This window comes from Brachybacterium sp. (assembly GCF_052095815.1).
Lineage (GTDB): Bacteria > Actinomycetota > Actinomycetes > Actinomycetales > Dermabacteraceae > Brachybacterium.
Map to the genome: position 1 here is coordinate 111356 of NZ_JBQDLF010000004.1, position 14658 is coordinate 126013.

Genomic DNA, 14658 nt, shown 5'->3' on the forward strand with positions numbered 1-14658 from the left:
AGTGCCACGATCAGTGCGCCATGAATGATCCCCGATTCCCCCGCCGCGTCATCGCGGGCGTGATCGCATCGCTCGCCCTCACATCCTGTTCACTGCTCGATCCCGAGGAGGTCCCCGTGCCGGCGAAGAACATCGACAAGTCCGCGCAGACCGATCCTGCACCAGTGCAGAAAAGAACCAGAGATCTGCCCGAGGACGCCGAGTTCCTCTGGTACTCGGGGACCCTGGGCTCCGGGGCCCCCGGCCCCTCGACGTACTGGGTCGATGCCCGCCTGAGCACGACTGACCAGGTCATGAACAATTTCCGTGCGCTATGCCCGGACGGGTCCGTGAGCGTGCCGGACGTCGTCGACGAGCTGGCTCAGGAGCTCGGCGAGGAGGACTACGTGGAGTGCCCTGCGGCGGCGGGCGAGATCGCCGTCGACGGGTGGCGGACCCGGGTCTGGCTCGCGCAGGCCTCGCCGGTCATGGTCGTCACCCTGGTGGGCCAGGGCTGAGCCCTCGCCGGGACGTCGGCACGACGCCCCGGCACCGCGATGCTCAGTCCTGCTCGTACGCAGCCGGCTTCTCCTGCACCGCACGCAGTCGGGCGAGGTCGAGCTTGCGGCCGCGGTCGAAGTCGACCACGCCGTTCTTCTCCTGGAAGACGTCCGTCATCTGCGTGTAGCAGTAGCCGAACATGAGCGGGTCCTCGAGCAGCACCCGGGTGAGTCCCTCGAACCGCGTATAGAGCTCTTCCTCGCTGCGCACCCGCTCGCCGTAGCCCCAGGACTCGGCGGCGTTGTTGCCAGCGCGTTCGGCTTCCTGTGCCTCCCGGGCCTCCTGCTCGTTCCACCAGATGCCGCCGTACTCGGAGACGAAATAGGGCTGGCCGGCGAAGGGCAGGGAGAAGGTCCCGTCGGCGAAGGGCATCTCATCCGGGGCGAGCTCGCGACGGTTCGCCCAGGGGGTGCCGTCCGCCAGCCCGGACTGCTCGACGCGGAAGCGCTCCACATCCTGTTCGTAGGAGTGGGAGTCATAGATGTCGGCGCCGCGCACCCGGTGGGAGTAGCCGGAGGCGTCCAGGACCGGGCGGGACGGGTCGGCGAGCTTGGTCGCGTCGTACATCGCCTGGGTGACGTCATCGAGCTGGGTGAGCTGGTCATGCCTCACCTGATGGGTCTCGTTCAGCGGGCACCAGCCGATGATGCTGGGATGGCTGAGATCCCGCTCGACGGCCTCGATCCACTGGCCGATGAACGTCGCAGTGGGCTGCTGGTTGTCGCCCATCGGGCCGTGGCCGGAGATGCCCCAGTCCCCGAACTCGCCCCAGACCAGGTAGCCGTGCAGATCTGCCCAGAACAGCATCCGCTGCTCGAAGACCTTCTGGTGCAGGCGGGCGCCGTTGAACCCGGCCTCGAGGGCGAGGCGGATGTCGGTGGTCATCGCCTCGTCGGCCGGGGAGGTCATGAACGTCTCCTCCCAGTAGCCCTGGTCGAGCACGAGGCGCTGGAAGACCTTCTCACCGTTGATCCGGAACTCGTGGTCGCGCAGGGTGGTCGCGCGCAGGCCCGCATAGGAACGGACCTCATCGAGCACCGCGCCGTCCGCGTCCAGGAGGCGCGCGGTGAGGGAGTACAGCTCCGGGGCACCGGGTCCCCAGATCCGCACCTTATCCTCGGGGATCACCAGCTGGAGGTGCGGGGCGAGATCGAGATCAGCCCGCACCTCGGCGCGTGCGACCTCCTCGCCGCCGGGCACGGAGGCGACGACCTCAAGGCGCGTGCCGCCGGTGGTGCGCGCAAGCGGCGCGGTGAGGGAGAAGGCACGGCCGCCGAGCGAGGGGACGATCCGCAGGGAGCGGATCTCGTCGAGGGGGACGCCCTCGAGCCAGACGCTCTGCCAGATGCCGGTGGTGCGGTGGTAGCTGGCGTGGGTGGCGTGGAACCAGGTGGACTGCTTGCCGCGGGCCTGGGGGACGTCATGCGGGTCGCGGGCACGGACCACGATCTCCACCTCGGAGCCGGGGCCGACGCCGGGCACGCTCGAGAGGTCCGCCGCGAAGGGGGTGAAGCCGCCTCGGTGGCGGGCCACCTCGACACCGTCGGCCCAGACCGTGGTGTCGTGGTCGACGGCCTCGAAGCGCAGGATCGGGCGCAAGCCGTCCCAGTCTGCGGGAATGGTGACGGTGCGCCGATACCAGACGGCGTTCAGAAAATCGCGGTTCCCGATCCCGGAGGCCTCGGTCTCCGGCGCGAAGGGCACGGTGATCGTCTGCGCGAGCTCGCGCTCCAGCAGCCCACGCTCCCGACCGGAGTCGCCCTGGTCGATCTCGAACTGCCAGGTCCCGTTGAGGCTCAGCCAGGCGGGGCGCTGCAACTGGGGCCGCGGATGCTCGGGCCGGGGGACTCCAGCGGCCGACGGCGGGGCGTCCAGGATGGCAGCGAGCTCATCGGCCCGGGCGAACAGGGCGGCGAGCTGCGCGGGCAGGGTGGGGGTCTGAGCGGTCATAGGGCGGCTCCTCGGCACGAGATCGGCACTGATCGGGCGCGTCCAGTCAAGCGCATCTCGCCTGGGATTGCAACGTGGGAATTCAGCCTTCCCGCGGGATGCCCTCGCAATCAATCCTGCTCTCGGACGCCGGTGGATCCGCGCTCGATGAGTCGGTGCCCGACCACCAGTTCCGCGCCGCCTGACGCCGCTCCTCCAGCCTCGGCCAGTGCGGCATCCAGGGCGGCGGAGATCAGGGCCTCGAGGTCCGGGGCCACCGTGGTCAGCGAGGGGGATGCCCAGGTGGCCTCCGGAATGTCATCCCACCCCACCACCGCGACCTGCTCGGGCACGGCGACGCCGCGCTGGGCGAGCGCGCGCAGAGCGCCCAGGGCCAGCAGATCGTTGCCGGCCACCACCGCGTCCACCTCGAGCCCGGCCGCGAGCACGGCCTCCAGCTCTCGCCACCCGGCCTCGCGGCTCCACTTCGTCACGGTGCGGATCAGCTCGGGCACGATCGGCACCCCGGCGAATCGCAGTGCGGCCCGGAATCCGGTGAGGCGGTCGGTGGCCGTGGAGCGGACGGCGCCGTCGCCGCCCAGGAACAGCAGTCGCCGCCTCCCCTGATCGACCAGGTGGCGCACCACGTCGGCGGCTGAGGCGGCATTGTCGATCGCCACATGGGAGACCTCCGGTGCTGCGGGCAGCATCTCGCCCAGCAGCACCACCCGGGGCCCGCCGGAGGGGAGCAGATCAGCCGGCACCAGCGCGGAGGGGGAGATGATCACCGCATCCACGGGCCGGGGCGTGTGGCCGCGCACCAGGGCCCGTTCCGTCGGGGCGCTGCCCAGGGACACCTCGACGCTGACGGTGTACCCCCGGTCGCGAGCCGCGACCTGCATGCGCTCGGCGAGGCGTGCGAAATAGGGGTTCTGCAGCTCCGGCACCACCAGCGCGATGGTCCGGGTGGGCCCGCCGCGCAGTTCCCTGCCCGCATGATTTGGCACGTAGCCGAGCTCCTCGATCGCCAGCCGCACGCGGGCGCGGGTCTCGTCCCGCACCACGGGGCGATCATTGACCACATTGGAGACGGTCTTCCAGGAGACTCCGGCGTGCAGGGCGACGTCCTTGATGCTGACGCGACGTGTCATCGGCCCTCCTGGAAACGGGATGAATGCTTGCGCAGGAGGCTACCGGAGGGTGCCCTTGTGTCCCACGTGAGAACGCGGGCACCCGGCACATCCCACCGCATCGTCGGCGACCCGGTGGTATCTCACACCACGGGCCCGCTTCATCGCCACCGAGCTGGCCTGGACGTAGTGTGGTTGGCAGTGCCGTCCTCCCGCCGCGGCACAGGTCCCGCACAGGCAGCCCCGATCCACGCGATCGGCTGGCTCCGCTGCGGAGACAGCGTCGGCCGAGGATCACTGCCCCTGGGCAGTGCCGTGCGACGATGCCCCGGGTGGGATGCACTGAGCAGAACGGATCACCTTTCGTGACCACCCCTGATTTCGCACGCCTCGGCGTGCCCGCCGCCCTCATCAAGGCGCTCGCGCCGCGAGGCATCACCCAGCCCACCCCGATCCAGGCCTCGACGCTGCCCGACTCGCTGGCCGGCCGGGACGTGCTGGGCCGGGGCCGTACCGGCTCGGGCAAGACCTACGCCTTCCTGCTGCCGCTGGTGGCCCGCCTGATCGCGGAGCCCCGCCGTCGCGTCGCGCGCCGCCCCCGCTCCCTGATCCTCGCGCCGACGCGTGAGCTCGCCTCGCAGCTCGCCGAGTCGCTGAAGCCGCTCGAGCTGGCCGCCGATCTGCGCAGCACCGTCGTCTTCGGCGGCGTGGGCCAGAACCCCCAGGTGAAGGCCCTCGCAAGCGGCGTCGACGTGCTCGTCGCCTGCCCCGGCCGTCTGCTCGACCTCATGAACCAGGGTCACGTGGACCTCGGTGCCGTCGAGATCACCGTCATCGACGAGGCTGACCACATGGCTGACATGGGCTTCCTGCCCATGGTCCGCAAGATCCTCGCCAAGACGCCGTCGAAGGGCCAGCGGATGCTGTTCTCCGCAACCCTCGATTCCGGGGTGAACAAGCTGGTCAAGGAGTTCCTCCACGAGCCGGTCACCCACTCCGCGGATCCGGCGACCAGCCCGGTGGGCACCATGGAGCACCACGTGCTCGAGGTCGCCGCCACCACCCGCTTCGATGTGCTGCGTGATCTTGCCGCCGCACCCGGGCGCACCATCATGTTCACCCGCACCAAGTACGGCGCGAAGAACCTCGCCCGCAAGCTCAGCGCGCGCGGCGTCGATGCGGTGGACCTGCACGGCAACCTCTCGCAGAACGCCCGCACCCGGAACCTCGAGGCATTCGGCGACGGCACCGCGACGACGATGGTCTGCACCGACATCGCCGCCCGCGGCATCCACGTCGACGATGTGGCCCTCGTGGTCCACGCCGATCCGCCCGTCGAGCACAAGGCGTACCTGCACCGCTCGGGTCGCACCGCCCGCGCCGGCGAATCGGGCACCGTGATCACCGTGCAGACCCCGGATCAGAAGCGCGATGTCAGCGACCTGATGCGCAAGGCCGGGATCACCCCCACGTACCACTCCCAGGTGCAGCCCACCAGCCCGGTGCTGTCCTCGCTCGCCCCGGGCGAGCGAGTGGCCACCCATGAGCCCCGCCAGCCCGAGCCCGAGCTCGACCAGGCCCGCATGAACGGGGAGCGTCGCGGACGCTCCGGCGGTCAGGGTCGCGGGGGCCAGGGTGGCGGCCAGGGCCGTGGCGGTCAGGGCGGCGGCGCCCGCCGTGGCGGTCAGGGCGAGGAGACCCGCACCGAGGGTCAGGGTCGCGGGGGTCAGGGCCGACGCGGCCAGGGCGCCGGCGGTCAGGGCCGTGGCGGTCAGGGCGGCGGCGGTCAGGGCGGCGGTCGCCGTGGCGGCCAGGGCGGGCAGGGCGGCAGCGCCTCCGGCGCGCGCCGTCAGGGCCAGGGCGCTCCGTCCCGCTACTCCACGAGCTCCGACGGCGGCGGCACCGGCAACTCCGTCGGCGGCGGTCTCGCCTCCTTCTCCTCCGGTCGCAAGCGGTGAGCAGCACCGCCCCGGCCGGCGGTCGACGCCGCGCCGGAGCGCCTGCGCCGCACAGCATCGACGAGGTGCTCGAGGCTGCCCGGCAGGGCGTCCATCGGCTCACGCCGGAGGACCTCCTCACCGCTCAGGCGCAGGGGGCGCACGTGATCGACATCCGCTCGGCCGCGACCCGGGAGTCCGAGGGGCATCTGCCCGGAGCCACCGTCATCGAGCGCCTGGTGCTCGAATGGCGGCTTGATCCGAGCAGTGCGCACCGGATGGCGGACGGGCCGGAGCATGATGATCTGGTCGTCGTGGTCTGCAACGAGGGGTACTACTCCTCGCTCGCGGCCCGCGACCTGCGTGACCTCGGCTTCCACCGTGCCACGGATCTGATCGGCGGCTTCCGGGCCTACCGCGATGCTGGCCTGCCGATCCAGGCGGAGCCCGCTCGCAGCGTGGACTGACCCGCACCTGCACGGCGGGGAGAGGACGGCGGGGAGAGGACGACCTTCGGGCATCGTCCGCTCCCCGCCGTCCTGCTCTCTGTCGTCTTGCTCCCTGCACCCGCCAGCGCCCGACTGCGGCATGCCCCACAACCTCACTTCGCTTATTGCGCAACTATGGAACCGCTGGGATCCTGGACCCATGACGATTCCGGGACCCCCTGCGGGCTCCTCCCCCACCGCGCCGCAGCTCGCCGCCGCGGCGAACACCTTCGCCCTGCTGGCGAGCCCCTCACGGCTGCATCTGGTGCGCCTCATGAGCGGCGGCCACTTCGATGTGGGCACCCTTGCCGAGAAGGTCGGGCTCAGCCTGCCCACCACCAGTCAGCATCTGAGCAAGCTGCGCCTGGCCGGGATCGTCTCCGTTCGCCGCGAGGGCCGCCACAGCTACTACACGGTGGAAGATCCGCACGTCCTCTCCCTGGTCGAGCAGATCTTCGAGCACATCGCACCCGACGGCACCCTCGCCCCCGATCCGACCACGAAGGATTCCCGCGCATGACCGCCCCCGCTCCGACCACCCCTGCCGCGGGCAAGCGCGTGGATCTGCGCAGATTCGCGTGGCTCTCGATCGTCGCCGCAGTCATCACCATCGCCCTGAAGACGGGCGCCTGGGCGATGACCGACTCCGTCGGCCTGCTCTCCGACGCCGCGGAGTCCACGGTGAACCTGGTCGCCGCCGTGGTCGCCCTCATCGCGCTGACGGTCGCCGCCCGCCCCGCCACCGAGCGCTTCCTCTACGGCCGGGCCAAGGCCGAGTACTTCTCGGCCGCCGTCGAGGGGCTGATGATCTTCGTGGCGGCCGCGGTCATCATGGTCACCGCCGTCGAACGCTTCATCAACCCGCGGCCGCTCGAGAACCTCGGCATCGGCCTGGTGATCGTCGTGATCGCCTCGCTGATCAACGGCGGGGTCTCGCTGGTGCTGATGCGCGCCGGGAAGGAGCACAACTCGATCACCCTGCGGGCCGACGGGAAGCACCTGATGACCGATGTGGTCACCAGCGCCGGCATCCTCATCGGGGTGGGCCTGGTCGCTCTGACCGGCTGGGAGAGACTGGATGCGCTGGTCGCCTTCGCGGTGGGCGTGAACATCATCGTCACCGGCATCGGGCTGCTGAACGAGGCGGTCTCAGGCCTGCTGGACAAGGCGCTGCCGGAGGAGGACCACGAGGTCATCACCGAAGTGCTGCGCCGCCGCACCGACGGCACCATCACGTTCCATGGGCTGCAGACCCGTGAGGCCGGCCAGCAGAAGTACATGAACGTGCACGTGCTGGTGCCGGACGAGTGGACCGTCAAGCGCGGCCACGACTACATCGAGGGGCTCGAGGACGAGCTGCGCGACTGCCTGCCGGACCTCACCGTGCTCACCCATCTCGAGCCGATCTCCGATCCGGCGTCCTATGAGGACATCCCCGAGCAGCACGTCCCGATCCACGGCGACGATCACGACCCGACCCGGCCTCCGGCGGAGCCGGGCACTCCCTGACCCCCGGCGCCGAACGATCAGACCGTGGCGAGCCGCTTCCAGGTGTCGACGATCGTGTCCGGGTTCAGCGAGATCGACGAGATCCCCTTCGCCCTGAGATGCTCGGCGAGCTTGGGATGGTCGCTCGGGCCCTGTCCGCAGATCCCCACGTACTTCCCCCGGGCCCGGCAGGCATCGATCGCCATGTCGATCAGGCGGATCACCGCAGGATCGCGCTCGTCGAAGGCTCCGGCCACGAGCTCGGAGTCGCGGTCGATCCCGAGGGTGAGCTGAGTGAGGTCGTTCGACCCGATCGAGAATCCGTCGACATGGTCGAGGAAGGCATCGGCGTCGAGCGCATTCGAGGGCACCTCGCACATCATCACGATCTGCAGCCCGTTCACCCCGCGCTCGAGCCCGTGGCCCGCGAGCGCGGCCACCACGCCCTTCGCTTCCGCCGCAGTGCGCACGAAGGGGATCATGAGGCGCACGTTGGTCAGGCCCATGTCCTCGCGCACGTAGCGCAGTGCCTCGCATTCCAGGGCGAAGGGCTCGGCGAAGGTCTCCGAGAGGTAGCGGGAGGCGCCGCGGAAGCCGATCATCGGGTTCTCCTCGAGCGGCTCGTAGGCGCGGCCGCCGACCAGGCCCGCGTACTCGTTGGACTTGAAGTCGCTCAGTCGCACGATGACGGGCCGCGGGTGGAAGGCGGCGGCGATCGTCGCCACCCCTTCTGCGAGCCGCCGCACGAAGAACTCCCGGGGTGAGGGGTATCCGCTGGTGCGACGCTCGATCTCGGCCCGTACCCCGACATCCTGCTCCTCGGGACGGAGCAGTGCGAGGGGGTGGATGCCGATCTGCCGATTGACCACGAACTCCATGCGCGCCAGGCCCACTCCCCTGCTCGGGAGCGCGGCGAAGGAGAATGCCTGATCGGGATTGCCGATGTTGAGCATCAGGTCGACGTCGACAGGCGGCAGCTCGCCCTGATCGATCTGCTCGACCTCGGTCTCCAGCAGCCCCTCGAAGACGAGGCCCGTGTCTCCGTCCGCGCAGGAGACGGTCACCTGGTCACCGTCGGCGAGGACCCGGGTCGCACCACCGGTGCCGACCACGGCAGGAATGCCGAGCTCACGGGCGATGATCGCGGCATGGCAGGTGCGGCCGCCGCGGTCGGTGACGATCGCCGCCGCCCGCTTCATGATGGGCTCCCAGTCCGGGTCGGTCATGCTCGCGACCAGCACATCGCCGGGTCGGAAGTCATGCATCTCGTCGATCGAGTCCATCCGCCGCACGGCGCCCTTCCCGATCCGCTGACCGATCGCGCGGCCCTCGACCAGCACCGCGGATTCCCCGACGCGCCGATGGCGCTCGACCACTCCGGGGCCCCGGCGGGAGACCACGGTCTCCGGGCGGGCCTGGAGCACGTACAGCCTCCCGTCCACCCCGTCCTTGCCCCACTCGATGTCCATGGGCCGGCCGTAGTGCTCCTCGATCGTCAGCGCGATCCGGGCCAGCTCGGCCACCTCCTCTTCGGTGAGCGAAAAACGACGCTGCTCCTGGGCCCCCGTCCCCTCGAAAGCTGTGGTCCGCCCGACCTGGCGATCCTCGGTGAAGACCATCCGGCGATCCTTCGTCCCGACCATCCGACGCAGCACAGCTGGTCGGCCGTCACGGAGAGCCGGCTTGTACACGGTGAACTCATCCGGATTGACCTCCCCCGAGACGACCCCTTCGCCGAGCCCGTAGGCGCTGGTGATGAAGACGGCGTCGTCGAAGCCGGACTCCGTGTCGAGGGTGAACATCACGCCTGCGGCCGCCAGATCCGAGCGGACCATGCGCTGCACCCCGACGGAGATCGCGACCTCGTCGTGGACGAAGCCGTGATGCACGCGGTAGGCGATGGCCCGGTCGGTGTAGAGCGAGGCGTAGACCTTCCGAACGGCGTCCAGCACATGGTCGATGCCGCGCACGTTGAGGAAGGTGTCCTGCTGGCCGGCGAAGGAGGCATCCGGCAGATCCTCAGCGGTCGCACTCGAGCGCACGGCGAAGGACGGCTCCGCCGCGCCCCCCAGCCCGGTCGCCGCTCCAGGCCCGGTCCCCTCGTGGAGCTCGCTGAAGGCGAGGCGGAGCTCCTGCTCGAGGCCGGGCTCCAGCGCCGTCTCCTCGATCCGTCGGCGGATCTCGGCCCCGGTGGCCGCGAGCACCTGGGTGTCCTCCACATCCAGGTCCCGCAGCCGCTGGCTGATCCATTCGGTGAGCCCCGATGCCGACATGTGCCGGCGGAAGGCCTCGGCACTGGTCGCGAAGCCGTCCGGCACCCGCACCCCCGCTGTGGTGAGCTCGCGGAGCATCTCCCCGAGGGAGGAGTTCTTCCCGCCCACGATGGCGAGGTCGCCCAGCCCCACGGAGCTCAGGCAAAGGATCGCGGGCACCGTCGTGGTCCGCTCGTCGTCGAGGATCATCGGATGACCTTTCTTCGGTGGCTCCCGGCGTTCTCACCGGGTGGAGCAAGCCTGCGGGCATGCATGGCGATACCGAAGGGCAAGACTCTGTCAATTTCCGCGTTATTTCATATACTCTGAATTTCATGGCTCTCATCGATGATTCCACGCGCCTCATGGGCGCTCAGATGCGCCACTTCCGCCTCCGTGCGGGGCTGACCCTGACCGCGCTGGCCGAGCAGCTGGGGATGACCGCGAGCACGCTGTCCCTCATCGAGAACGGCAAGCGTGCGCTGCGCGCCCGAGAGCTGCCCGCGATCGCCTCGGCGCTCCACGTCGAGATCCTCGACCTCCTCTCGGAGGACGCCCCGGATGCTCGCACCGCTCTCGAGCTCGAGCTCCAGCGACTGCAGGAGGGGCCTCAGTTCGCGGCTCTCGGCGTCGCCCCGGTGCGGGTGTCACGGAGCCTGCCGCAGGATGTCCTCGCCACCCTCGTGCGCACGCTGCAGGAGCTGGATCGCAAGGCCCGCGAGGCGACCGCCACCCCGGAGGAGGCGCGGCGGGCGAACACCGAGCTCCGGCGCCGGATGCGGGAGCGGGACAATCACCTGCCGCACATCGAGGACGCCGCCGAGGAGATCGTGGGAGCCGTCGGGCACGAATCCGGCGCACTGACCCACCGGGAGGTCAGCCTGATGGCCGAGCACCTCGGCTTCAGCCTGCTGTACGTCGAGGACCTGCCGCGCTCCACGCGCAGCATCACGGATCTCGAGCACGGGCGGATCTACCTGCCGCCGTCCTCGATCCCGGGCGGGCATGGCCTGCGCTCCATGGCGCTGCAGGCCATGGCCCACCGCGTGCTCGGCCACGCGCCGCCCTCCTCCTACCAGGAGTTCCTGCAGCAGCGGCTCGAGATCAACTACTTCGCCGCCTGCTGCCTGATGCCTCGTCGGCAGTCCGTGGACTTCCTGAACACGGCGAAGGAGGCGAGGGATCTCGCAGTCGAGGACTTCCGTGACGCCTTCGGTGTCACGCACGAGGCCGCCGCGCTGCGGATGACGAATCTGCTGACCGCCCACCTGGGCATCCCGGTGCACTTCCTGCGGGTCGGCGCGGACGGGGAGATCCACAAGGCCTACGAGAACGACGACCTCCCGCTGCCCACCGATGTCACCGGCGCTGTCGAGGGTCAGGTGGTGTGCCGCAAATGGGTCGCACGGCGAGCCCGGAACCACAGCAACCGCACCTCGGAGGCGCATCAGTACACCGACAACGTCGCCGGCACCTTCTGGTCCTCGACACAGACCGGATCGGGTCCCCACGGCGCCTTCACCATCACCTTCGGCGTGGGCTTCGACGACGCGAAGTGGTTCCGCGGCCGGGCGACCCGCGAGCGCCAGGTCTCGACCTGCCCCGACGAGTCGTGCTGCAAACGGCCCCCGGTCGCCCTCTCGGAGCGCTGGGCGGACACCGCCTGGCCCAGTGCCAAGATGCATGCCCGGGTGCTCGCGACGCTCCCCTCCGGGCGCTTCCCCGGCGTGGACGACACGGAGGTCTTCGAGTTCCTCGAGCGGCACGCCGCGAATCCCCGGTGATCGGACCGCTCATCGCGAGCGCATCAGGGTCTCGCAAAATTCGCATATTTTGATCCACGGGCAGGGGCGGGGTTGGAGACGGTCCACGAGAGGCCACGCCGAGCCCTCAGTTCCCCGTCGGCACCCGATACCCGCATTGGGGGCACTGGACAGAGGAGGGGTCGTGCGGGGTCGTCGCCGCTGACTCCCCCGCCTTCTCCACCAAGCCCAGGGCGAGCGCCTCATCGACGACGAGCACATCGAGCGCTCCCGAGCGCAGCGCGGCGTGGACCCCGGGGCGACGCTCCGCTCCCGCCGCGACGCCGACCACCAGGGGCAACCGGCGCACATCCTCGAGGGGCAGCCCGATGACCCGGCGCGAGGAGGGCTCCCCGAGCGGCCGGCCGCTCGCATCGAAGTAGTGCCCGCAGAGGTCCCCGACCGGGTCCTGGGAGAGGAACAGCGCCTCCTCCTCGGCATCGAGCTGCATCGCATCCAGGATCAGGCGTGAGGTTCCGCGCCCGTAGGACCCGATGCCCACGAAGGCCACCTCCACCGCGCGCGCCCGGTCCAAGGCGGTGCGCACGGAGGATTCCGAGGTCAGGGCTTCGAAGGTGGCCGCGGACTCCACGATGGCAGGGGCATCGAACCGTTCCGCGCGGACGGCGCAGCGCTCCGCGAGGGTCACGAGCATGTTGTTGCCCGAAGGGCCGGTGTCGACCGTGGGCATTCCTCCCACCAGGGAGGTCAGAGTCGTCCCGGGCGCCAGTCGGCGCGGCGGGACGGCATCGATCATCCTCTGCATCGTCACGCCCCATCCGAAGCCGATGCGGGAAGCGTTCGGGGCCAGCTCATGGAAGATCTCGGCGCCGAGCCTGGCCACTGCATCGAGCGGATCCGCCATGCTGCCCTGGGTCCTGGCGACGCGGGCGCCCCGCAGTCCGTAGACCGCCACCAGCTTCTCCTCGAGAGCGGCGGCGCGCAGCACCTCCTCGCCATCGATGACGTGGATCTGCACGATCCCCTCGTCCTTCGCGGCCCGGAGCACCCGGGACACCCCTGACTTGGACAGCCCGAGCTTCTCGCCGATGGCGTTCTGGTCCATGCCGTCGTCGTAGTACAGCCGTGCCGCCTCGACGAGCATCCGCCGGTCCCGCTTGCTCACTGTCGCTCTCCTGTTCTCTGCGCCGAGCTCGTGCTGCCCACGAAGCACGACGCGGCCGACCCTCCACCATTATGGCGAGGTCGGCCGCGACGGGAGGGACTCTCAGAGCACCCCGCGTGCCACGAGCGAGTCCTGAAGGCGACGCATCGCGACCAGCGGACGCGTCTCGTCCACGCGCACGTCGTCATAGGTGAGGGTCTCGCCGGCCGCCTTCGCGGAGGTCAGCTCGGAGCCCATCAGCAGGCCGATGGGCACCAGGTTCTGCTCGCGGGCGGTCTCCGCAGGCACAGCCCAGCCGTAGTAGTGGTTCCCGCCCATGCCCTCGAGGGTGACGCCCGGCTCCAGATCCGACTTCGCGCGGGCGACGACCTCAGTGGTCATCGTGGTCGACTGGAAGTCGGCCTTCCGGTGCAGCACGGCCTCACCGATGGACAGCGGCGCCTCGATGGAGGCGATATGCCACGGCCGCAGCAGCATGTAGTACGGACCGGTGCCGAGCTTGAGGTAGTCGAGCTCATGGGTGACCACGTCGCTGGTCGACTTCACGACGGCGAAGACGCCCGGAGCCACATCGCCGGTCACGTACTCGACGACCGGTCCCCTGTCCCCGTTCAGGATCCCGCCCTCGGCCTTGGGGATCAGCATCTGGGCGAGCTGATCCCGGTTGCTCTCCACGCCGTGCATGCCCTCGATCTCGACCGGGAACCCGGTGGCGTTGGACAGTGCCGCCATCTCGAGCTGGGTCTTGGTGCCGTCGGTGAACTCGGTGAGCATGCGCGGGTTCATCTTCTTGCGCGCCGCCTCGGCCTCGTTGTCCGCGGGGACCGAGGTGGGGATGTTGGGGTTGTTCTTGCCCTTGCCGACCGCGACCACCTCGAGCCCCAGGTCCTGTGCGTACTCGACGAGCTTGAGGCACTCGACCGGCTCATCGCCGCGGCAGATGGTGTAGACGGTGCTCCCGGCATTGGCCATGCTGCTGAGCAGCACGCCCACGGTAATGTCCGCTTCCACGGTCATCAGCGCGACGTCGGTGCCGTGGGTGATGCACGTGTAGGCGATCTGTGCCGCGATCTCCGGGACTCCGGAGACTTCCAGCACGATGTCGACCGGCAGCTTGGGCATGTTCAGCCCGTCGCGGATCGCCACGGCACGGCCCTCGCCGACGGCCGCGGCAGCGGCATCGATGTCGTCGCCGGCGTTGAGCACATCGGTGACTCCGGCGTTGTGGAGCGCGGATTCCGCCTTCTCGACGACGATGTCGGCGACGGCCGCGACGGTCATGCCGGGCGTCCTCTGGATCTGTGCGATCAGGCCGGAGCCCATCTGACCGGCGCCGACGACGCCGACGCGGACGGGGTGGCCGAGTTCCGCTTGGCGCTCCAGGAGCCCCTTGGTGTAACCCATGATGATGTCCCTTCTGCCACCGATATCGGTGGCGACTGCGTGCCCGGGTGGGCGAGGTGAGGTTGCGGTGGTGTGCTGCTCAGGCAGTCGCGACGGGCTGTCGGGCAGGGTGGGTGGAGGGGGACGCTGTGGCGGGGCGGGGGCTGAAGGCCGCCCCGGCAGGACGAGGCCGGCTCGCGCGGGGACCGCGCGGAGAGGGCATCTGGGCCAGGGCCATCGTCACGGCGGCCGAGAGCTGCTTGCCGCGCGCCCGCTCGGAGACCATCGCCGTGGGCCCCAGGAGGTCCGGCAGGTCCCGGAATCGGGCGAAGACGCTCACGCCGACCATGCCGCGCGCGGTGGTGATCTGTCCGGTCCCACGATCCACGACGAGGATCAGCAGGGCGCCCCCGCGGAAGGAACGCCCGCGCCCGGAGAGCAGCACGTCGTCCGTGCCGTGGGATGCGGCGGCGATCCGGCTGAGCTCTCGCGAGTACTGCCGCTGCTGCAGGAGCGTGAGCGCACCTGAGACGACCATGGCGAGGAACAGCAGGGCCGGGAACTGCCAGCCGATGTCAGCCAT

General features: G+C 70.1%; 12 protein-coding genes. 6 read left to right on the forward strand and 6 right to left on the reverse strand.

Annotated elements, in window-relative coordinates; genetic code table 11:
• The first annotated feature begins 20 nt into the window (after positions 1 to 20).
• On the forward strand, positions 21 to 497 hold the full coding sequence (locus ACTH43_RS03005; protein ID WP_441443443.1) for a hypothetical protein: 477 nt from the start codon (positions 21 to 23) through the stop codon (positions 495 to 497).
• A 43-nt stretch (positions 498 to 540) separates the two neighbouring features.
• Here the strand turns inward: ACTH43_RS03005 and ACTH43_RS03010 are convergent, their stop codons facing one another.
• A complete protein-coding gene (locus tag ACTH43_RS03010; protein WP_441443444.1) occupies positions 541 to 2490 on the reverse strand; it encodes a glycoside hydrolase family 2 protein in 1950 nt (649 codons plus the stop codon).
• A 110-nt stretch (positions 2491 to 2600) separates the two neighbouring features.
• Complete coding sequence (locus ACTH43_RS03015) at positions 2601 to 3620, reverse strand: LacI family DNA-binding transcriptional regulator (RefSeq protein ID WP_441443445.1); 1020 nt, start codon at positions 3618 to 3620, stop codon at positions 2601 to 2603.
• Positions 3621 to 3964: 344 nt separating this feature from the next.
• Between ACTH43_RS03015 and ACTH43_RS03020 the strand changes: the two genes are divergently transcribed.
• The 4 genes from ACTH43_RS03020 (at position 3965) to ACTH43_RS03035 (ending at position 7533) form a co-directional block, all read left to right on the forward strand.
• A complete protein-coding gene (locus ACTH43_RS03020; protein ID WP_441443446.1) occupies positions 3965 to 5557 on the forward strand; it encodes a DEAD/DEAH box helicase in 1593 nt (530 codons plus the stop codon).
• Entirely contained in the window at positions 5554 to 6003 is a 450-nt protein-coding gene (locus tag ACTH43_RS03025) for a rhodanese-like domain-containing protein (protein ID WP_441443447.1), read from the forward strand. Before ACTH43_RS03020 ends, ACTH43_RS03025 begins: the two co-directional genes overlap by 4 nt.
• Before the next feature lie 181 nt (positions 6004 to 6184).
• Positions 6185 to 6544: an ArsR/SmtB family transcription factor gene (locus ACTH43_RS03030; RefSeq protein WP_441443448.1), complete on the forward strand. Its 360-nt coding sequence runs from the start codon at positions 6185 to 6187 to the stop codon at positions 6542 to 6544.
• A complete protein-coding gene (locus ACTH43_RS03035; RefSeq protein ID WP_441443449.1) occupies positions 6541 to 7533 on the forward strand; it encodes a cation diffusion facilitator family transporter in 993 nt (330 codons plus the stop codon). Before ACTH43_RS03030 ends, ACTH43_RS03035 begins: the two co-directional genes overlap by 4 nt.
• Before the next feature lie 17 nt (positions 7534 to 7550).
• On the opposite strand, the gene ppsA is transcribed toward ACTH43_RS03035, so the two are convergent.
• Positions 7551 to 9974: a phosphoenolpyruvate synthase gene (ppsA, locus tag ACTH43_RS03040; RefSeq protein WP_441443450.1), complete on the reverse strand. Its 2424-nt coding sequence runs from the start codon at positions 9972 to 9974 to the stop codon at positions 7551 to 7553.
• A 125-nt stretch (positions 9975 to 10099) separates the two neighbouring features.
• Between ppsA and ACTH43_RS03045 the strand changes: the two genes are divergently transcribed.
• Positions 10100 to 11548: a helix-turn-helix domain-containing protein gene (locus ACTH43_RS03045; RefSeq protein ID WP_441443451.1), complete on the forward strand. Its 1449-nt coding sequence runs from the start codon at positions 10100 to 10102 to the stop codon at positions 11546 to 11548.
• Between the two features lie 106 nt (positions 11549 to 11654).
• Here ACTH43_RS03045 and ACTH43_RS03050 read toward each other — a convergent pair whose 3' ends face one another.
• From ACTH43_RS03050 to ACTH43_RS03060, 3 genes are all read right to left on the reverse strand, one after another.
• Complete coding sequence (locus ACTH43_RS03050; protein WP_441443452.1) at positions 11655 to 12692, reverse strand: sugar-binding transcriptional regulator; 1038 nt, start codon at positions 12690 to 12692, stop codon at positions 11655 to 11657.
• 102 nt (positions 12693 to 12794) lie between these two features.
• On the reverse strand, positions 12795 to 14096 hold the full coding sequence (locus ACTH43_RS03055; RefSeq protein ID WP_441443453.1) for an NAD(P)H-dependent oxidoreductase: 1302 nt from the start codon (positions 14094 to 14096) through the stop codon (positions 12795 to 12797).
• Positions 14097 to 14175: 79 nt separating this feature from the next.
• Positions 14176 to 14658, reverse strand: coding sequence for a transcriptional regulator GutM (locus tag ACTH43_RS03060; RefSeq protein WP_441443454.1), 483 nt, complete (start codon positions 14656 to 14658; stop codon positions 14176 to 14178).

Excerpts from the sequence above, each read along its gene's own strand:
- ACTH43_RS03060 (WP_441443454.1), bottom strand. The coding sequence starts at position 14,658 with ATGGCTGACATCGGCTGGCAGTTCCCGGCCCTGCTGTTCCTCGCCATG.
- ACTH43_RS03015 (WP_441443445.1), bottom strand. The coding sequence starts at position 3,620 with ATGACACGTCGCGTCAGCATCAAGGACGTCGCCCTGCACGCCGGAGTC.
- ACTH43_RS03030 (WP_441443448.1), top strand. The coding sequence starts at position 6,185 with ATGACGATTCCGGGACCCCCTGCGGGCTCCTCCCCCACCGCGCCGCAG.
- ACTH43_RS03055 (WP_441443453.1), bottom strand. The coding sequence starts at position 14,096 with ATGGGTTACACCAAGGGGCTCCTGGAGCGCCAAGCGGAACTCGGCCAC.
- ACTH43_RS03045 (WP_441443451.1), top strand. The coding sequence starts at position 10,100 with ATGGCTCTCATCGATGATTCCACGCGCCTCATGGGCGCTCAGATGCGC.
- ACTH43_RS03010 (WP_441443444.1), bottom strand. The coding sequence starts at position 2,490 with ATGACCGCTCAGACCCCCACCCTGCCCGCGCAGCTCGCCGCCCTGTTC.
- ACTH43_RS03035 (WP_441443449.1), top strand. The coding sequence starts at position 6,541 with ATGACCGCCCCCGCTCCGACCACCCCTGCCGCGGGCAAGCGCGTGGAT.
- ppsA (WP_441443450.1), bottom strand. The coding sequence starts at position 9,974 with ATGATCCTCGACGACGAGCGGACCACGACGGTGCCCGCGATCCTTTGC.
- ACTH43_RS03005 (WP_441443443.1), top strand. The coding sequence starts at position 21 with ATGAATGATCCCCGATTCCCCCGCCGCGTCATCGCGGGCGTGATCGCA.